General features: G+C 70.1%; 15 protein-coding genes. 7 read left to right on the top strand and 8 right to left on the bottom strand.

Annotated elements, in window-relative coordinates:
* Positions 1–42: 42 nt before the first annotated feature.
* Positions 43–2,502: a DUF6049 family protein gene (locus F603_RS0121955; RefSeq protein WP_019548106.1), complete on the bottom strand. Its 2,460-nt coding sequence runs from the start codon at positions 2,500–2,502 to the stop codon at positions 43–45.
* 239 nt (positions 2,503–2,741) lie between these two features.
* On the opposite strand from F603_RS0121955, the gene F603_RS0121950 reads away from it, so the two are divergent.
* Entirely contained in the window at positions 2,742–4,265 is a 1,524-nt protein-coding gene (locus tag F603_RS0121950) for a CCA tRNA nucleotidyltransferase (RefSeq protein ID WP_019548105.1), read from the top strand.
* Between the two features lie 42 nt (positions 4,266–4,307).
* Here F603_RS0121950 and F603_RS0121945 read toward each other — a convergent pair whose 3' ends face one another.
* The 3 genes from F603_RS0121945 to F603_RS0121935 form a co-directional block, all read right to left on the bottom strand.
* A complete protein-coding gene (locus tag F603_RS0121945) occupies positions 4,308–5,678 on the bottom strand; it encodes an MFS transporter (RefSeq protein ID WP_019548104.1) in 1,371 nt (456 codons plus the stop codon).
* 77 nt (positions 5,679–5,755) lie between these two features.
* Complete coding sequence (locus F603_RS0121940; RefSeq protein ID WP_019548103.1) at positions 5,756–7,273, bottom strand: glycosyltransferase family 87 protein; 1,518 nt, start codon at positions 7,271–7,273, stop codon at positions 5,756–5,758.
* A gap of 129 nt (positions 7,274–7,402) precedes the next feature.
* The gene (locus F603_RS0121935; RefSeq protein WP_026328626.1) at positions 7,403–10,003 is read right to left on the bottom strand and encodes a transglycosylase domain-containing protein; all 2,601 of its coding nucleotides are present in this window, start codon (positions 10,001–10,003) and stop codon (positions 7,403–7,405) included.
* A 630-nt stretch (positions 10,004–10,633) separates the two neighbouring features.
* Between F603_RS0121935 and F603_RS0121925 the strand changes: the two genes are divergently transcribed.
* Positions 10,634–11,335 (top strand): PadR family transcriptional regulator, encoded by a 702-nt coding sequence (locus tag F603_RS0121925; RefSeq protein WP_019548100.1) that lies wholly within the window; start codon positions 10,634–10,636, stop codon positions 11,333–11,335.
* Between the two features lie 44 nt (positions 11,336–11,379).
* The gene (locus F603_RS0121920) at positions 11,380–12,462 is read left to right on the top strand and encodes an inositol-3-phosphate synthase (protein WP_019548099.1); all 1,083 of its coding nucleotides are present in this window, start codon (positions 11,380–11,382) and stop codon (positions 12,460–12,462) included.
* A 70-nt stretch (positions 12,463–12,532) separates the two neighbouring features.
* Here the strand turns inward: F603_RS0121920 and F603_RS0121915 are convergent, their stop codons facing one another.
* The 3 genes from F603_RS0121915 to F603_RS0121905 form a co-directional block, all read right to left on the bottom strand.
* Entirely contained in the window at positions 12,533–13,564 is a 1,032-nt protein-coding gene (locus tag F603_RS0121915; protein WP_019548098.1) for an alanine racemase, read from the bottom strand.
* Positions 13,565–13,649: 85 nt separating this feature from the next.
* A complete protein-coding gene (locus F603_RS0121910) occupies positions 13,650–14,768 on the bottom strand; it encodes a lipid II:glycine glycyltransferase FemX (protein WP_019548097.1) in 1,119 nt (372 codons plus the stop codon).
* A gap of 163 nt (positions 14,769–14,931) precedes the next feature.
* Positions 14,932–15,246 (bottom strand): hypothetical protein, encoded by a 315-nt coding sequence (locus tag F603_RS0121905; RefSeq protein WP_019548096.1) that lies wholly within the window; start codon positions 15,244–15,246, stop codon positions 14,932–14,934.
* A gap of 283 nt (positions 15,247–15,529) precedes the next feature.
* Between F603_RS0121905 and rpsF the strand changes: the two genes are divergently transcribed.
* The 4 genes from rpsF (at position 15,530) to rplI (ending at position 17,266) form a co-directional block, all read left to right on the top strand.
* A complete protein-coding gene (gene rpsF / locus F603_RS0121900; RefSeq protein WP_019548095.1) occupies positions 15,530–15,820 on the top strand; it encodes a 30S ribosomal protein S6 in 291 nt (96 codons plus the stop codon).
* A gap of 119 nt (positions 15,821–15,939) precedes the next feature.
* On the top strand, positions 15,940–16,506 hold the full coding sequence (locus F603_RS0121895) for a single-stranded DNA-binding protein (RefSeq protein ID WP_019548094.1): 567 nt from the start codon (positions 15,940–15,942) through the stop codon (positions 16,504–16,506).
* Positions 16,507–16,564: 58 nt separating this feature from the next.
* Positions 16,565–16,801 carry a 30S ribosomal protein S18 gene (gene rpsR, locus F603_RS0121890; RefSeq protein ID WP_003978893.1) on the top strand — a complete coding sequence of 79 codons (237 nt, stop codon included), beginning with the start codon at positions 16,565–16,567 and terminating at the stop codon, positions 16,799–16,801.
* 18 nt (positions 16,802–16,819) lie between these two features.
* The gene (gene rplI / locus F603_RS0121885; RefSeq protein ID WP_016906131.1) at positions 16,820–17,266 is read left to right on the top strand and encodes a 50S ribosomal protein L9; all 447 of its coding nucleotides are present in this window, start codon (positions 16,820–16,822) and stop codon (positions 17,264–17,266) included.
* A gap of 109 nt (positions 17,267–17,375) precedes the next feature.
* Here the strand turns inward: rplI and F603_RS0121880 are convergent, their stop codons facing one another.
* Positions 17,376–18,749, bottom strand: coding sequence for an MATE family efflux transporter (locus F603_RS0121880; RefSeq protein ID WP_019548093.1), 1,374 nt, complete (start codon positions 18,747–18,749; stop codon positions 17,376–17,378).
* Positions 18,750–19,222 lie beyond the last annotated feature (473 nt).

Below are 19,222 nucleotides of genomic sequence, written 5' to 3'. Positions count from 1 at the left end.
CCTGCCCCTGCTGTGCATGCCCCTGCTGCTCACGCGGCTGACTCAACGGTCCACTCTCTCACCCGCGGACGGGGGGTCGTCGTCATCCCGTCCGGTGTCGGTCGCGCCCCGATCGGTGTCCTCGGTTCTCGTGGTTTCCCCACGTTCCGTACCGTCGTGCGGTTCCTCACCGGCCTCGCCGCTCGTGTCCTCGGTGCCGGCCGTCGCGTCGGGCTTCGGCTCGTCGTCCGAGGAAGCTTCCCTTCCGGTCGCGTCCGTGTCCAGCGGAGCATCCGGGTCGGGCGCTGGGCCGCGGCGCTTGCGCTGGGTGTACATCCGGACGCCGGCGAGGACCATGAGCAGCACACCGCCTGCGATCACGAGGAGGACGGTGGACGTGATCGAGGTGACGTGCACCTGGAAGACCATCGGCTTGCCGTACGGCTTGCCGTCCTTGGTGTAGAGCTGCGCCTCGACGTAGGACCGCCCGTTCGCCTTGGCCGAGGTGGAGAACTTCACCGACTGGCTGTGCCCGCCGTCCACCTGCACCGGCTGCCGCTCACCCACGTCGAGGCCGATCCGGCGGCTCGGCTTCAGCTCGAGTTCCAGGCCGTCGACCCGCTGCAGCAGGTTGTTCTGGACGGTGACGGGGACGGTGGCGCTGCGGCCGGAGAGCGTGACGTCTGACTTCTCGATCAGGCGGACCTCGCCCGTGAGGCTCTCCAGGTACTCTTGGACGCCGTCCCTGAACTCGGCGGCGTGCCCCGGACGCCCCCGCCAGGAGACGGAGACGGCGCGGTCTATGGCGTTGCCGAACGGCGTCACGACGCGGTCGGAGCGGGTGAGCACCTGCTCGAAGTCGTCGAGCTGCTTCTTCGTGTCGTACACCTGCCGGAAGGCGGAGGTGGGGAGCTCCTTCTTGCTGAGCGCCCCGGGATACGAACCGGCTCCGGGCAGGCGGGTACCGGCGTTCGGGTCCGGCTTGGATTCGGCGGCCTCGGAGAGGCTCTGCCCCTTCGTCCACGTGCCGTCGCTCTCCAGCGCGCTGAGCGCCGAGGCCATCGCCTGCGCCTGCGAGGCGGACGGCATGCGCTGCGGTACGACGACGATGCTGCGGTTCTTCGTCGGTACCTGGCGGGAGACCGAGAGGCTGTGCGCGAGGAAGCGCTGGACCGCTTCGGTGGTCGCGGAGGCCTCGGTGAGGTCGCCTTCGAACGCCTTCGACAGACCGGCGTCCGAGACGACCGCGGTGTTGCCGCCGCCGATGGGGCGCGGTGCTGAGGCCGTGTAGTTGAGGCCGCCGTCGGGGAAGGTGTCGCTGCGGGCGAGGACGTTGTGGGCGCCGGCCGAGGTGGCGACGTCGACGATCGAGGAGTCGAGGGCACCGTTGACGGGCCACGCGAAGTCGGTACGCGCGGTGGTGTGGAGGACGACCCGCACCGTCTCCGCGCCGAGTTCGGTCGCCGGCTGGAGCTGGTTGAGGGCGTCGGGGACGCGGCGCCCCTGGTGGGCGAGGGAGGCGAGGTCCGGGTCGGCGAAGGGCAGCGCCACGACCTCCTCGCCCTGGACAGCGCTCTGCAGGTCGTTGAGCCACTGCTTGGCGTACGCCTGCCCGCGCCCCGCCCGGGTCTTCCCATCCGCGTCCTGCACCCGGTAGGGCTTGGTCATCATGTCGACGGTCGCGAGCAGGTCGGGGTCGATGACCCAGGTGATGGGGAGCTCGTCGCCGAGCGAGACCATCTGCTGGAGGCGGCCGCCGGGGGCGAGCTCGTCGGCGAGGTCGTCGTTGAGGAAGACCGGGGTCTGCTCCTCGTCCGACTCGGTGCGCGCCGTCAGCTCGGACTCGGCGACGAGCGGCCAGGCGTAGGTGAGCTTCGTGCTGTCGGCGGAGCCGGAGCGCTGCCAGGGGAGGAGGGTGCGCTCTATCCCGAAGACCTGGTCGTACGGCTGCTGCTTCGTGCGGCCGGTGAGGGAGACGCCGAGCTGGTAGACGCCGTCGGACTGGAGGCCCAGCGAGTCGACCGGGACCTTCAGCGTGAAGGCGCTGCTGATGCCGGGTTTGAGGGTGCCGGTCTTCGCCGTGTGTTTGCCGATCTCCGTGCCGTCGGCGCCGGAGAGGTAGCCCTTGCGAGCGGCCGTCTGCTCGATGGCGCTGCGGGAGTCGAGCGTCGGGCCGACCCGCAGCTTCAGTTCGCCGTCTGTGATCGGTGCGTCGCCGCGGTTGGTGACGGTGCCGGTGAGGGTGAGGGTGTCGCCCTGCTTCGGAACCGAGGGCGTCAGGGTGTTCACGGAGATCCGCGCGGTCTCCGAGCCGCGCCCGGTCTCACTCCGCGCCGAGGGGGCCGCCGCCGCTTCGGGCGTGACGCCGGCCGCGGTGCAGGCGAGAGCGAGGCCGGCAGCGAGGCAGCCCGCTGCCGCCGTGCGGAGGCGGCGCCGACCGCGACGTGCCGGCTTGGTCCGGGGCGGTGTGCGCCCCGTGCCGCCGGGATCGGGGGGCACCTGCTTCTCAGCCGCGTCGGCCACGCGCTCGTCCGTCCCCTCGTGGTTGATGGGCCTGGTCCTGGTGTCTCGTCGGTTCCGGGACCCTGATGGTAACGAGGGTCGAAGAGTGGAAGTGCCGCGGCTTCGACCGCACGGCACGGGCGTGGGCGCAGTGCCGAGTTCCTCCGGAATTCGGGCCTCGCGGTGCCCCCGAGCCCGGCGCAAATCGGCCGGTGGGTACGGGGTTTCGGGGCCGGAGCGGCAACGTACCCTTGCTGGTTGTGCCGAACGCCAAGAACGACAGCCAGCAGCCGACGCCCTCCGGCCCGCCCCGACCGGCGACGTCCCCGACGACGCATCCCGCCGCGGAGCAGCTCAGTTCGGCGCAGCGCCGCGCCGTCAGCGAACTGCTCCGGGTCTCCCCCGTCGCCGACGATCTCGCGCGCAGGTTCAGGGAAGCCGGGTCCAGTCTGGCGTTGGTGGGCGGTTCGGTACGGGACGCGCTGCTCGGGCGGCTCGGCAACGATCTCGATTTCACGACGAACGCTCGACCCGAGGAGGTCCTGCGCCTCGTGCGCCCGTGGGCCGACGCCGTCTGGGAGGTCGGCATCGCCTTCGGCACGGTGGGCTGCAAGAAGCGGGAGCCCTCGACGGGGCGCGAGTTCACCGTAGAAATCACGACGTACCGCTCCGAAGCGTACGACCGCACGTCCCGCAAGCCCGAGGTCTCCTACGGCGACTCGATCGAGGGCGACCTCGCCCGTCGCGACTTCACGGTCAACGCGATGGCCGTCGTCCTGCCGGAGAAGACGTTCGTCGACCCCTACGGCGGTCTCGACGACCTCGCCCGGCGGGCGCTGCGCACGCCCGGAGCACCGGAGGACTCCTTCTCCGACGACCCGCTGCGGATGCTGCGCGCCGCCCGCTTCGCCGCGCAGCTCGACTTCCGCGTCGCGGACGACGTGGTGGCGGCGATGACGGAGATGGCCGACCGCATCGACATCGTTTCGGCGGAGCGCGTACGGGACGAGTTCAGCAAGCTGATCCTCTCGGACCACCCGCGCCACGGCCTGCAGCTACTCGTGGAGACGGGGCTTGCGCAGCGCGTGGTCCCCGAGATCCCGGCGCTGCGCCTGGAGCGCGACGAGCACCACCGGCACAAGGACGTCTACGAGCATTCGCTGACGGTCCTGGAGCAGTCGATCGACCTCGAGGAGGAGGGGCCGGACCTCACGCTGCGGCTCGCGGCGATCCTCCACGACATCGGCAAGCCGAAGACCCGCCGCTTCGAGAAGGACGGGCGGGTCTCGTTCCACCACCACGAGGTCGTCGGCGCCAAGCTGACGAAGAAGCGGCTCACCGCGCTGAAGTACTCGGGGGAGCTGATCAAGGACGTCTCCCGCCTCGTCGAGCTCCATCTGCGCTTCCACGGCTACGGCACGGGCGAGTGGACGGACTCCGCGGTGCGGCGGTACGTCCGCGACGCGGGCCCGCTGCTCGACAGGCTCCACAAGCTGACCCGTTCCGACTGCACGACGAGGAACAAGCGGAAGGCGAACGCCCTCTCCCGCGCGTACGACAGCCTTGAGGAACGCATCGCCCGCCTCCAGGAGCAGGAGGAGCTCGACGCCATCCGCCCCGCGCTCGACGGCAACGAGATCATGGGCATTCTCGGTCTGCGGCCCGGCCCCGTGGTCGGCGAGGCGTACCGCTACCTTCTGGAACTCCGGTTGGAGCAGGGCCCGATGGAGCACGACGAGGCCGTGGCCGCGCTGCGGTCGTGGTGGGAACGGCAGCAGGGATAGCCCGCCGTTTCACGTGAAACGGCGTCGGTGGTGGACCGCGGGTCAGGTCTTGGCGCTGTCCGCTTCTCCGGTACCGGTGCTTCCCGTGCCGTCCGCCCCGCCTCGGACGACGTGGTGCATCGGACGCCCGGCGAGCGCGAGTCTGCGGCGGAGTCGGAGCAGCCCGATGAGGGTGGCGACGTAGAGCACGGCGACGCCGACCACCAGCACCGGCGAACGACCGTCCGGAGGCAGGATCAGGGCGACGGCTCCGGCGGCTCCGACGAAGGAGACGTTGGCGAGCATGTCGTAGAGCGAGAAGACGCGTCCGCGGAAGGCGTCGTCGACGGTGGTCTGGACGGCGGTGTCCGTGCCGATCTTGGAGCTCTGCGTGACGACGCCGAGGACGAAGGCCGCCAGCAGCATCGGCACCGGCTCGAAAGGCAGCCCGAGTGCCGGTTCGAGCACCGCCGCCGCCCCCGCGCAGACGGCCATCCACCCGAAGACGCCCGCACGCCCGACTGCGTACGGCGTGAGGACGGCGGCGGCGAGGAAGCCGGCGCCGGAGAGCCCCACGGCGAGGCCGAGGAGGCCGAGGCCGGCCGCTGTGTCGTCGGCGTCGCTCCACGCATAGCGGCACAGCATCAGCACCATCACCGTCAGAGCCCCGTAGTTGAAGCGCATCACGGTGAAGGCGGCGAGTGCTCCGGCGGCCGGGCGGCGGTGCGAGAGGTGGCGGACGCCGCTGACGAGTCCGTGTACGGTGCCGGCCGCAGCGGCGGTGAGGCGGGAGCGGACCTGCCCTGGCTCGGGGCCCAGCACGTCACGCGAGATGCGCAGCGCGGCAGCCGAGCCGAGTAGGTAGAGCACGGCTCCCACGGCGACGACGAGAGCGTCGGCTTCCCTGCCTCCCTCGGGGAGGGCGAGCCTGACGATGAAGGCGACCCCGCCGCCGGCGGTCGCGGCGACCGTACCGGCCGTGGGCGAGAGGGAGTTGGCGATGACCAGCCGCTCGCCGTCGACGACGCGGGGCAACGCAGCCGAGAGCCCCGCAAGGACGAACCGGTTGACGGCGGTCACCGAGAGCGCGCTGAGATAGAAGAGCCACAGCGGCGCACCGTCGAGGATGAGGAACCCGGTTGCGCCGGCGAGCACGGCGCGCAACAGATTGCCGTAGAGCAGGACTTGGCGACGCCGCCATCGGTCGAGGAGGACGCCTGCGAACGGCCCGAGGAGGGAGTACGGCAGGAGGAGCACCGCCATCGCCGAGGCGATCGCGGCCGGCGACGTCTCGTTCTCCGGGGAGAAGACGACGTACGAGGCGAGGGCCACCTGGTAGACACCGTCGGCGAGTTGGGAGAGAAGCCGGACGGCGAGGAGCCGCCGGAACCCTGGAAAGCGCAGCAGGGTACTCAGATCACGCGCGACAGCCATGGATACAGCCTCACACACCGGGCCGCCGTTTCACGTGAAACGGCGGCCCGGTGCGGAACGGCGGGCAGAGGCCGGGATCAGGGATCGCGGGACGGGGGCTCCGGCGCCGAAGGACTGGGGGCCGCAAGGGAGTTGGGGTCCTCGGCACCCCAGTGGACGGCCCCCTTCGCGGAGTGTCGGGCGCGGGGGCGGAAGGCCCGCACGTCCGAGGCCCCGTCGAGGATGCCGCCGCCGGGGTCGTCGGAACCGTCGCGGCGCACCGTGTCGTGGTCCGGGCGGAGGGCGTCGCGGACGAGTACGGCGCAGAGGTAGAGCGTGCCGAGGAGGTGGATGAGGATCACCACCTGGTACCCGCCGGGCGGCAGGCCGTGATGGTCGTCTCCGCTGCCGGTGTACGCGAGGTACATCCAGATCCCGAGGAAGTAGAGGCACTCGCACGCCTGCCAGATCAGGAAGTCGCGCCACCGCGGTCGGGCGAGGACGGCGAGCGGCACCAGCCAGAGGACGTACTGCGGTGAGTAGACCTTGTTGGTGAGGATGAAGAGCGCGACGACCAGGAAGGCGAGGGTGGCGAAGCGCGGGCGTCTCGGGGCGGCGAGGGCGAGCGCGGCGATCCCCGCGCAGCCCAGAGCCATCAGCACCGTCGCGTAGTCGTTGGCGTCCTCCAGGTTCCACCCGGTGCGCTGCTGGAGGAGCAGCCAGACGGAGCCGAAGTCGACGGGGCGCTCCTGGCTGAACGTGTAGAACTTCGACCAGCCGTCCCACGAGGCGAGCATCACGGGGATGTTGACGCACAGCCACGCGGCGGTGGCCCCGAAGAGCGCCCTGCCGAAGGGGCGCATCCGTCCGGCTCGCCAGCACAGAAGTAGTAGCGGGCCGAGGAGCAGCGCGGGATAGAGCTTGGCCGCCGTCGCGAGTCCGAGGAGGAGCCCCGCGGCGAGCGGGCGGCTCCGGGCCCACAGCAGCATGCCGAGGGCGGTGAGGGCGACGGCGAGCAGGTCCCAGTTGATCGTCGCGGTGAGCGCGGCGGCCGGTGCCAGGGCGACGAGCAGGCCGTCCCACGGACGCCGCCTGTGCGTGCGCGCGACGCAGACGGCGGTGACCACCGCGCAGACCATGAGCATCCCCGCGTTGACCATCCAGTAGAGCTGCTCGCGCTCCTGGACGTCGCCCGAAAGCGGCGCCGTCAGCCACGCGGCGACCTGCATGAACGCGCCGGTGAGCACGGGGTATTCGAGGTATTCCATGCCGCCCGAGAGGTGCTCGGGGATGCGGTCGAGGTAGGGGACGAGGCCGTCCGCGAAGCCGCGGCCGCTGAAGAGGTGGGGGATGTCGGAGTAGCAGGCGTGGATGTACTGGCTGGTCTCGCCGGTGAACCAACCGCCGTTGTAGCAGGGGAGCTTCTGCACCATCCCCAGTGCGAACATCCCGATCGCCACGAGTGCGACGACGCGGAACGGGTTCCACCACCCCGTGCCGCCGACGCCGCGTCGCCCCACGGGTCCTCCGAGGAGTTCGCTGCCGGCTGCTGAGACCCGGTCCTCCTCGGTGGGGCGGACGGCGGTGGGGGGTTCCGTCGGTGAGGCGCGCGTCATGGGGGACATCCTGCCGTACGGGTCGGTCGGTCCCCTGTGGGGGCGCAGCGGCACCACGAGGAACACCACGAGGAAGGGGCCCGCACCGGGTGCGGGCCCCTCGGGGCTTGCGGTACTCAGGTGTTGCGCCTACTCCCTGCGGAAGGCGGCACCGTTGTTGCCGAATATGCTTCCCTCGTCCTGGCCTTCGTCATCGCCCGGGTCGGTACTGCCGCCTCCGCCGCCGTTCTCCTGACCCTGGTCGCCTCCGCCATTGCCCTCGGTGCCGCCGTCGTCGCCCTCGTCCTTGCACTTCGGGTCGAACGGGTGGCAGCTCTCGTCGTCGGAGGGGGTCTCCGAGGGTTCACGCGAAGGCGTCTCCGACGGCTCCTCCTCGGTGGGCTCCTCGGACGGCTCCTCCGTGGGGGTGGTCGGCGTCTCCGTCGGCGTCGGGCTGGCGCCGTCCCCGTAGACCTTGTCGCCGAGCGGAGTGGGGGTCGGGAACTGCTGGACGGGGCTGTTCTCGAGCGCCGCCTTCATGTACGACGTCCAGATCTCGGCGGGGAAGGAGGCGCCGTGGATCTCCTTCTGGCCGCCGACGCCGTACATCTCGAGGAACTTCTGCTGCTTCGCCTGGTCGTTCACCCGCCACATGCCGATCGAGGTGGCCAACTGCGGTGTGTAGCCGGTGAACCAGGAGGACTTGTTGCCGTCGGTGGTACCGGTCTTGCCTGCGGCCGGGCGGCCGAGCCCCTGTGCCGCGCTGCCCGTACCGTCCTCGACCACGGTGCGCAGGAGGTCGGTGACGTTGTCGGCGACGGCGGCGTCGAAGGCGTTGGTCGTCGCCTTCCGGTTCTGGAAGGCGACCTCACCCTCCTTCTCCACCTTCCGCACCGAGTACGGCTCGGCCTCGACACCGCTCTTGGCGAAGGTGCCGTAGGCGTTCGCCATGCGGATCGCGCTCGGTGCCGAGACGCCGAGCGAGAACGTCGGCGTGGGGTTCTTCGGAAGCGACTCCTCGTTGACGCCGGCGTCGAGCGCCGACTGCCGCACCTTGTCGAGGCCGACGTCCATGCCGAGCTGGATGAAGGGGGTGTTGATGGACTCCTTCATGGCCGTACGCAGGTCGACGTCGCCGTAGCTCTGGTTGCCGTCGTTGCGCTGGTTCCACTCCTTCCCCTCCTTGTTCCTCCAGATCGAGCCGTTGTAGTTGCGCAGTTTGACCTTGTTGTTGCCGTTGTAGACCGACTTGGGTGAGACGGGGGTGCGGCTGTCGGCGCCCTGGGTGGGTGGGCCGTCGGGGTCGCGTACGCCGTCGCGCATCGCGGCGGCGAGGACGAACGGCTTGAAGGTGGAACCGACCTGGACGCCGGTGTAGTCCGCGTTGTTGGTGAAGTGCGTGGTGGCGTCCTCACCGCCGTAGATCGCCTGGATCGCACCGTCGCCCGGTTTCACCGAGGCACCGCCGAACTGGACGTACTTGTCGACCTTCCGCTTCTTCGGGTCGATGTTCGCCTTCTTGACCTTCTCGATCGCCGCCTTGAGATGGTCGGTCTTCTTGCGATCGAACGTGGTGTAGATCTTGTAGCCGCCCTTTTCCAGCTGGCGCTTGGTGATGCCGCTGTCCGGGTCGTTGGTGATGTAGTTGTTGGCGAGATTGACCATGTAGCCGATCTGGCCCTTGAGTTCGGTCGACTTCTTCGGCCGCTTGGGCATCGGGAACTCGTCGTACTTCGCCCGCTCCGCCTTGGTCATCCGGCCGATCGCCACCTCGCGGTCGAGGGTCCAGGACCACCTCCCCTCGGCCCGCTTGATGTTCTTCTCCTTGGTGGCCTGCTCGCCGATGCCGCCCTCGGTGTCGTAGAAGTTCGGGCCGTTGAGCGTGGAGGCGAGGTAGGCGCTCTCGCTCGCGTCGAGGTCCTTGGAGTCCTTGCCGAAGTACGCCTGCGCGGCGGCCTGGATGCCGTAAGCGCCGCGGCCGTAGTACGCGGTGTTGAGGTAGCCCTCGAGGATCTCGCCCTTGTCCTTCTCGGCGCCGACCTTGACCGAGATGAAGAGTTCCTTGAACTTCCGGGAGAGCGTCTGCGACTGGTCGAGGTAGGTGTTCTTGACGTACTGCTGCGTGATCGTCGACCCCGACTGAGTGTCGCCGCCCATCGCCATCCGGCCGAGCGCCCGGACGATGCCCATCGGGTCGACGCCCGCGTCCTCGTAGAACGTCTCGTTCTCCGCCGCGATGACCGCCCACTGCATCGACTCGGGGATCTGGGTCAACGGCACGATCTGCCGGTTGTGTTCCCCCTCGCCCGCGACGACCATCTGCTTGCCGTCGGCCCAGTAGTAGACGTTCTTCTCCTGCTGGGCCTGCGCGTTCGGGTCGGGGACCTCCACCATCGCGTACGCGACACCGGCCATGGCGACGAGCAGCCCGAGAAAGCCGACACACGTCCCGAGGATCTGCTTCCACGACGGAATCCAGCGGCGCAGCCCGTCCCGGTCGGAGCGCGGGTAGTCGATGAAGCGCTTCTTCCCCGACGCACGCGCCGCTCGCCGGCCGCCACCCCCCGCGGCCATCCCGGACGCGGCGGCACGACGCCTTCCCCCACCGCCACCCTGGGCTGCACGCCTCGCCTCGGCGCGGCTGCCGTACGCAGAAGGATCGGCGCCGCGCGACGCTGCGCGACGGCCGGGCGACGGCTGCGCCGCGCGTCGGCCGCGCCCCTGCGGCGGCTTTCGACGGTGCTCGCTCATTGGAACAGCTACTCCTCGGGCAGGCGGCGCTCGCGCCTGAAGGTGGCAGTTGACGTCTGGTCCCCCTGAGTGCGGCCGCTCCCCCGCGAGGCCCGTAGACCGCGCGACTGCCAGGCCGCACTCGGCGTGTGCGGCGTCGGCGTCCGCGGCTTCCGTCGCTTCGGAGACAGCCGCACTGCACCCAGGACGAGGACGCACAAGCGCGTCGCACGGTTCCCAGTTGCTGTCAGCACAGCCGACAGACTACGCAGCTCCAAAACCCTCTTTAACGGGTATTCACCTCAATCGAAACAAACCTCTGGCACCGAATCAGCGATGTGAGTGCCTTCACCCAGGCCCCACTTGTCGCACGCGTGCGCCCCGCCTATCGTCTTGATGTATCGAGTCGATACATCAGCCCGAGACAGGTACGCGGTACAGCGGCGAGCACACCTCGCAGGCACCGCACCCGACGAGGGCACGGCTCGGCAGGAAGCGCTCACCGCCGATGCTCGACCAGCACCGGCGGCCCGCCCGGCGTTCGCAGGCGTGCCCGCTCGATGCGGACGACAACGGCACGCGCCGGTACGGGCGTTCGGCGGTGCGGCACCGCATCCGCAGGCATCGACGGAGCAGGGAGGACGACGGAGGATGAGCAGACGCTCGGGCGTCCTCGAGTTCGCCGTGCTCGGCCTGCTGCGCGAAGCACCGATGCACGGCTACGAGTTGCGCAAGCGGCTCAACACCTCGCTCGGCGTCTTCCGGGCGTTCAGCTACGGCTCGCTCTACCCCTGCCTCAAGGCGCTCGTCCAACGCGGCTGGCTCGCCGAGGAGTCCCCGGCCGCGGCCGAGGGGCCACAGTCGGCGGCGATCTCCGGACGTCGCGCCAAGATCGTCTACCGGCTGACCGCCGAGGGGAAGGAGCACTTCGAGGAGCTGCTGACGCAGTCGGGCCCCGACGCGTGGGAGGACGAGCACTTCGGCGTCCGCTTCGCCTTCTTCGGCCAGACCTCGCGCGATGTCCGTATGCGGGTCCTGGAGGGACGCCGTACGCGGCTGGAGGAGCGGCTCGCGCGGATGCGCGCCTCGCTCGCCCGCACCCGCGAGCGCCTCGACGACTACACCCTCGAACTCCAGCGCCACGGCATGGAGTCCGTCGAGCGCGAGGTCCGCTGGCTCAACGAGCTCATCGAGTCCGAGCGAGCCGCCGGCGACGAGGGCACGCACCGCGCCGCCGAAACGGACACCGCACAGGGCCCGGTGTTCGGGCGACGCCGCACCCGAGACTCGGACGGTCCCGACCGGCGCCGGGAGGGCGGCCGGCCGGAGCGATCCGAAGAGAACGACATCTAAGGCCCGCCGGGCGGGCCTCATCGAGAAACCAGGGAGCAACCGGAATGGGTTCGGTTCGAGTAGCCATCGCCGGCGTGGGCAACTGCGCCGCGTCGCTCGTGCAGGGCGTGGAGTACTACAAGGACGCTGATCCGGACAGCAAGGTGCCGGGTCTGATGCACGTGCAGTTCGGCGACTACCACGTGCGCGACGTCGAGTTCGTCGCCGCGTTCGACGTGGACGCGAAGAAGGTGGGCCTCGACCTCACCGACGCCATCGGCGCCAGCGAGAACAACACCATCAAGATCTGCGACGTCCCCTCGGCGGGCGTCCCGGTCCAGCGCGGGCGCACCCTGGACGGCTTCGGGCGGTACTACCGCGAGACGGTCGAGGAGTCCGAGCAGGAGCCGGTCGACGTGGTGGCGGCGCTCCGCGAGTCCGGCGCCGACGTCCTCGTCTGCTACCTGCCGGTCGGTTCGCAGGAGGCCGCGGAGTTCTACGCGCAGTGCGCCATCGACGCGGGCGTCGCCTTCGTCAACGCACTGCCGGTCTTCATCGCGGGCACCAAGGAGTGGGCCGACAAGTTCACAGAGGCCGGGGTGCCGATCGTCGGCGACGACATCAAGTCGCAGGTGGGCGCCACGATCACGCACCGTGTGATGGCGAAGCTCTTCGAGGACCGCGGCGTGGTCCTCGACCGCACGATGCAGCTCAACGTCGGCGGCAACATGGACTTCAAGAACATGCTGGAGCGCGACCGCCTGGAGTCGAAGAAGATCTCGAAGACGCAGGCCGTCACCTCGCAGATCCGCGACCGCGACCTCGGCAGCGACAACGTCCACATCGGCCCCTCGGACTACGTCGCCTGGCTCGACGACCGCAAGTGGGCCTATGTCCGCCTGGAGGGACGCGCGTTCGGCGACGTCCCGCTCAACCTCGAGTACAAGCTGGAGGTCTGGGACTCCCCGAACTCGGCCGGCGTCATCATCGACGCGCTCCGCGCCGCGAAGATCGCGAAGGACCGCGGCGTCGGCGGCCCGATCCTCTCCGCCTCCTCGTACTTCATGAAGTCCCCGCCCGTGCAGTACTACGACGACGAAGCCCGCCAGAACGTCCAGGACTTCATCGACGGCAAAGTCGAGCGCTGACGCTCGCACCCGCGCACGAGGGCGGCCCCGCACCGGTGCGGGGCCGCCCTCGCGCGTCGCGACGGAGGTGTCAGGCGTCCACGGTGCGGTCGACCGTCGTCGTCGTGTGCCGCAGGATCGCCGTCAGCTCCTCGCCCACCTTCGGCTCGGGCGCCTCCGAGGGGACGAAGAGGATCGAGACCTGCATGTGCGGCGGCTCCGCGAACCACCGCTGCTTGCCGCCCCACAGGAACGGCGCCAGGTTCCGGTTGACGGTCGCGAGGCCGGCCCGCGCCACGCCCTTCGCCCGCGACGTCATGCCGTGGAGCGCCTTCGGCGACTCCAGCCCCACACCGTGCGAGGTGCCGCCCGCGACCACCACCAACCAACCGTCCCCCGCGGCCTTCTGTTGCCGGTAGCCGAACCTGTCGCCCTTGACGACGGGCGTGACGTCGAGGATGGCGCCCCGGTACTCGGTCGCGTCAGCGTCCCCGAGCCAGAGGTGGGTGCCGATCCGGGCGCGGAAGTTGGTCTGCGGGAACTGCTGCTGGAGCACGGCGAACTCGTCGGGCTTCAGGTGGCTGACGAACATGGTGTCGAGCGGCAGCCGGGCGGCCCGCAGCCGGTCCATCCAGCCGATGACCTCCTCGACGGCCGAGGAGCCGTCGGTGCGGTCGAGCGGCAGGTGGATCGCGAAGCCCTCCAGCCGGATCTCGTCTATGGCGGCGTGGAGTTGAGGCAGCTCCTCCTCGGTGACTCCGTGCCGCTTCATGCTGCTCATCACCTCGATCACCACGCGCGCGCCGCGCATCAGCCCGACCCCCTCCACAGAGGAGACCGAGCGGATCGCGCGGTCCGGCAGCGGAACCGGCTCCTCGTCCTTCCGGAACGGCGTGAGGACGAGGAGGTCGCCGCCGAAGAAGTCCTTGGTGCGCGCGGCCTCGTAGGTCGTTCCGACAGCGAGGATGTCGCTGCCGAAGCGGTGCGCCTCCTCCGCGAGGCGCTCGTGCCCGAACCCGTAGCCGTTGCCCTTGCAGACCGGGACGATGCCGGGGAACTGCTGAATCACCGACTGCTGGTGCGCCCGCCAGCGATCGGTATCGACGTAGAGGGTGAGCGCCATGGCCGGTACGGCACCTTTCTTCTTCCGGTGGTGGGGGTGGGGGCCTGCGTGAGGCGTCGGGTCGGTCGCGGAACTTCGGGGGCTCTCAGCGCCGCGACATGTAGAGGTCGAGCGCCTTGTGGAGAAGCTTATTGAGCGGGAAGTCCCACTCGCCGAGGTACTCGGCAGCCTGCCCGCCGGTGCCCACCTTGAACTGGATCAGGCCGAAGAGGTGGTCGTTCTCGTCGAGCGCGTCGCTGATGCCGCGGAGGTCGTAGACGCTCGCGCCGAGCGCGTACGCGTCCTGGAGCATCCGCCACTGCATCGCGTTGGACGGGCGCACCTCGCGCTTGTGGTTCGCCGAGGCGCCGTAGGAGTACCAGACGTGCCCGCCGACGACGAGCATCGTCGCGGCCGCGATCCGTTCGCCCTCGTGCTCGGCGAAGTACAGGCGCATGCGGTTGGGGTCCTCCGCGTTGAGTACGCGCCACATGCGCTCGAAGTACGCCTTGGGGCGGGGCCTGAAGTGATCGCGCTCGGCGGTGATCTCGTAGAGCCGCTGCCACTCGTCGAGGTCGTCGAGCCCGCCCTGGACCACCTGGACGCCGGCCTTGTCGGCCTTCTTGATGTTGCGCCGCCAGAGCTGGTTGAAGCCCTTGTGGACCTCCTCCAGCGAGCGCCCCTCCAGCGGTACCTGGAAGACGTACCTGGGCTGGACGTCGCCGAAGCCGGCCCCGCCGTCCTCGCCCTGCTGCCATCCCATACGGCGCAGCCGGTCCGCGACCTCGAAGGCGCGCGGCTCGATCTCCGTCGCCTCGATGTCCCGCAGCCGCTTGACCTCGTCGTCCTGGATGCCCTTCTTGATCGCCTGGGCGTCCCAGCGACGGATCACCACCGGGGGGCCCATCTTCACCGAGAACGCGCCCTGGTGTTTGAGGTGCGCGAGCATCGGCTGGAGCCACTCCTCGAGGTGCGGCGAGTACCAGTTGATCACCGGGCCCTCGGGGAGGTACGCGAGGTACCGCTTCACCTTGGGCAACTGCCGGTAGAGCACGAGCCCGACGCCGACGAGCTCGCCTGAGGCGTCGAACCAACCGAGGTTCTCCGACCGCCACTCGCTCTTCACGTCCGCCCACGCGGGCACCTGGCAGTGGCTCGCCGAGGGGAGGCTCTGGACGTATGCCAGGTGCTGCTCACGGCTGATGGTCCTCAGGGTCAGACTCATGGTGGGACGGCTCCTCCGGCGGGGCTCGGCTCGGGCGCCCCCAGGCGCGGCGCTGGGAGGCTCGCCGCGAAGCCTACTGCCCGGCGGGGGCCGCCGTTCCGGTCAGCCCTCGACCGCTGAGCCGTGCTACGGCGGGGAGTTCGGCCGTTCCGCGAGGCGTCGCTCAGAGCCCGCCCCACAGCCCGCCGTGCGCCACCCCGAGGAAGAAGCCCACCCCCGCGGCGCCGAGTCCGACCACCAGCAGGAAGCGCTCCGCCGTCGTCACCGAGATCATCAGTCCCGCACCGCCGACGAGGATGCCGGCGAGGCCCGTCCAGGAGCTGATCATGTGGAGGCCGGGCCAGAAGTTGGTGAGGGCTGCGACGAGGCCGAGGACGACCGTCGCGAGGGCGAGGCTGTTCTCCTTGGGGTGCGCCTTCCCGTCGCTGTTGAGGAGGGCGAGCGGAGAGAGCGACCTGCGCCGTACTGCCTGTGCCATGGGGGCACCTCCAGCCGTGACGCCCGGGGTTTCCGGGGCGGTGGTGCGGCGGTGCTGGGTGACGCCGCTCACACCCGAGGTGTCCAGATTGCGCCGAGATCCGCCCGGATTTCAACCGGAAGGCACGCGTTGGGTACGCTGTACGGTCTGCGCTCCGACCCACCCGCGCCGCACGCGCTCCGGCGCACCACGGCGGGACGAGGGCCGGTGTGCGGACCCTACGCATAGACCCTCCTGCCACGGAAAGACCGTGGCCGCCGAGTCCAGAGGAGGTGGGTTCCACATGCGTCACTACGAGGTGATGGTCATCCTCGACCCCGATCTGGAGGAGCGCGCTGTCGCCCCCCTGATCGAGAGCTTCCTTTCCGTCGTCCGCGAGGGCGAGGGGAAGGTCGAGAAGGTCGACACCTGGGGCCGTCGTCGTCTCTCGTACGAGATCAACAAGAAGCCCGAGGGCGTCTACTCGGTCCTCGACCTGCAGGCCGAGCCTGCGGTCGTCAAGGAGCTCGACCGCCAGATGAACCTGAACGAGTCGGTCCTGCGGACCAAGGTCCTCCGCCCCACCGGGCGTTGAGCCCCGCGCTCAGCGACGGCAGGGAAACCGAGTAGCACCCACCAACCGGCACCCCGCAGCGGCCGCAGGCCGTACCAGGGACGCCGACAGCCAGCACCACCCCGCCGAGAGGTTCACCCATGGCAGGCGAGACCGTCATCACGGTCGTCGGCAATCTCGTCGACGACCCCGAGCTGCGCTTCACGCCCTCAGGCGCGGCGGTCGCGAAGTTCCGTGTCGCGTCCACCCCGCGCATCTTCGACCGGCAGACGAGCGAGTGGAAGGACGGCGAAAGCCTCTTCCTCACCTGCTCGGTCTGGCGGCAGGCCGCGGAGAACGTCGCCGAGTCCCTCACCAAGGGGACCCGCGTCCTCGTGCAGGGACGCCTGAAGCAGCGTTCCTACGAGGACCGCGAGGGCATCAAGCGCACGGTCTACGAGCTCGACGTCGACGAGGTCGGCGCCAGCCTCCGCAACGCCACGGCCAAGGTCACCAAGACCAGCGGCCGCGGCGGTCAGGGCGGCGGCTTCGGCGGTGGCCAGAGCGGCGGCGGTGGCTGGGGCGGCGGCTCCGGCGGCCAGGGCGGTCAGCAGGGCGGCCCCGCGGGCGACCCGTGGGCGACCGGCGCTCCGGCCGGTGGCCAGGGCGGTGGCGGTGGCTGGGGCGGCGGCTCCGGCGGTGGCTACTCGGACGAGCCTCCCTTCTAGGCCGAGGGGCAGCTCGTGAGATAGCTGCACACTTCTTGAGATTCATTGGAGAGAGACGATGGCGAAGCCGCCTGCTCGCAAGCCGAAGAAGAAGGTTTGCGTGTTCTGCAAGGAGAAGATCTCCTACGTCGACTACAAGGACACGAACCTGCTGCGGAAGTTCATCTCCGACCGCGGCAAGATCCGTGCCCGCCGGGTCACCGGCAACTGCACCCAGCACCAGCGCGACGTCGCCACGGCCGTGAAGAACAGCCGTGAGATGGCGCTGCTGCCCTACACGTCGACCGCGCGCTAAAGGAAGGATGACCGTCAGATGAAGATCATCCTCACCAACGAGGTGTCGGGTCTCGGCGCCGCCGGCGACGTCGTCGACGTCAAGGACGGGTACGCCCGCAACTACCTGGTCCCGCGGAAGCTCGCGATCCGCTGGACCAAGGGTGGCGAGAAGGACGTCGAGCAGATCCGCCGGGCCCGCAAGATCCACGAGATCGCCACCATCGAGCAGGCCAACCAGGTCAAGGAGCAGCTTGAGGGCGTCACCGTGCGCCTGCAGGTGCGCGCCGGCGACCAGGGCCGGCTCTTCGGCTCCGTGACCCCCGCCGACATCGCCGGCGGGATCAAGGCGGCCGGTGGTCCCGAGGTCGACAAGCGCCGTATCGCGGTGGGCAAGCCGATCAAGTCCCTGGGCTCGCACCAGGTCTCGGTCCAGCTGCACGCCGATGTCGCGGCCGACGTCGACGTGGAGGTCGCCGCGGCCTGAGCCGCGCCTCCACGCACCGCGGCGGCACGCCGCGGTCCGACGCAGCGAGGGCCGCACCCTTCGGGGTGCGGCCCTTCGCCGTGCTCGGGCTCGGCTCGTCGTGCCCGGCTCAGCCGCGGACGGCGCCCGTCACGATCCAGCGGCCGGAGCGCATCCGGAGCCACAGCGTGACGAGCCGGACCGACATCATCAGGCCGGCGATCGTCCACCAGAGCGCGGTGATTCCGCCGCCGAGCGTCGGGACGAGCACGGCGACGGGTGCGAATACGGCGAGCGTCACCAGCATGGCGCCGGCGAGGTACGGGCCGTCGCCCGCGCCCATGAGGACGCCGTCGAGGACGAAGACGACGCCCGCGACGGGCGCCGTGACGGCCACCACCAGCAGCACGGGTGTCAGGTGGTCGATGACGGTCCGGTCGGTGGTGAAGAGCGGCATGAAGACCGGCCGTACGAGCGCCACGAGCGCACCGAGCACGGCTCCGGAGAGCACGCCCCACTGGACCATCCGCCGGCAGGCGGCGCGTGCGCCTGCCTCGTCCCCCGCGCCCAGGTAGCGGCCGATGATCGCCTGGCCGGCGATGGCGATGGCGTCGAGCGCGAAGGAGAGCAACGACCAGAGGGTGAGCGTGATCTGGTGGGCGGCGACGTCGGCGTCGCCGAGCCGGGCTGCGACGGCGGTGGCGATCATGAGCACGGCGCGGAGCGAGAGCGTGCGGATCAGCAGGGGGGCGCCCGCCTGCGCGCTGGCGCGCACGCCGGCGAGCTCGGGACGGAGCGGAGTGCGGTGCTTCCGGGCGCCCTTGATGACGACGCGGAGGTAGACGGCCGCCATCCCGTACTGGGCGATCACCGTCCCCCAGGCGGAGCCGGCGATGCCGAACCCGGCGCCGTAGACGAGCGCCACGTTGAGCACGAGGTTGGCGGAGAAGCCGCCGACGGCGACGTAGAGCGGCGTGCGGGTGTCCTGGAGTCCGCGGAGCACGCCCGTGGCGGCGAGGACTATGAGCATGGCGGGGATGCCGAGGGCGCTGACGCGGAGGTAGGTGACGGCGTAGGGGTGCGCGGTCGGCGAGGCGCCGAAGAGGTCGATGAGCGCGGGCGCCGCGACGAGGGCTGCGCCCGCGACGACGATGCCGAGCCCGATCGCGAGCCAGATACCGTCGATGCCCTGGCGGAGCGCGGAAGGGAGGTCGCCCGCGCCGAGCCTGCGGGCGACGGCTGCGGTCGTGGCGTAGGCGAGGAAGACGAAGACGTTGACGAAGGTCTGTAGGAGCGCCGACGCGACGCCGAGGCCGGCGAGTTGGGGAGTGCCGAGGTGTCCGACGACGGCGCTGTCCGCCATGAGGAAGAGCGGTTCGGCGACGAGAGCGCCGAAGGCGGGGAGCGCCAGTGCGAGAATCTCGCGGTCGTGCCCGCGGGCCGAGCGGCGTCCCCCTGGGGAGTCCGGAGAGGGGGAGGGCGAGGAGGGGGACCGGCGACTCATGCGTGCGATACAAGCATCCACAGGTAATGAGTGCAAGGTAGTTGGGTCTGTTACGCATCGCGGTGCGGAGCGGATGCGTCCACCCTCCGTGGTCGTGGGCGCCGACGAGTGTGACGCAACCTCGCGGGTTTTTTCCCCGCACAGGCAGTGGATGGTGTTCTTGCAGGTCAATCGCGGTACGTGGATGGGGAGTCGGAGTTCTCCACAGCGTCGTCCCCCGTGTCGTGCACAGCTTTGGCGGAGTTCTCCACAGGGAGCGGTGCACTATCCACACCGGCCTGTGGATAACAAGATTGGCTGAACCCCGGGTCCCGCATAGCGTTGAGCGTCGCCCACCCGGGAGTCGGTCCCTCGGCCTCCCCCGGCAACCTCCGCTTCATCATGCCTTTTCGGCTCGTACGGCCTCGGCAGGTGCGGGGTGAGGACGGGCGACGTCGGTGTCGGGGTTTGTCAGCGCGGTGCCGTAGGAAAGA

It is taken from the genome of Streptomyces sulphureus DSM 40104 (genome assembly GCF_000381025.1).
Classification (GTDB): Bacteria; Actinomycetota; Actinomycetes; order Streptomycetales; family Streptomycetaceae; genus Streptomyces; species Streptomyces sulphureus.
Note: the sequence above shows the minus strand (reverse complement) of the source record. Positions and strands in the feature narration are given on the sequence as shown.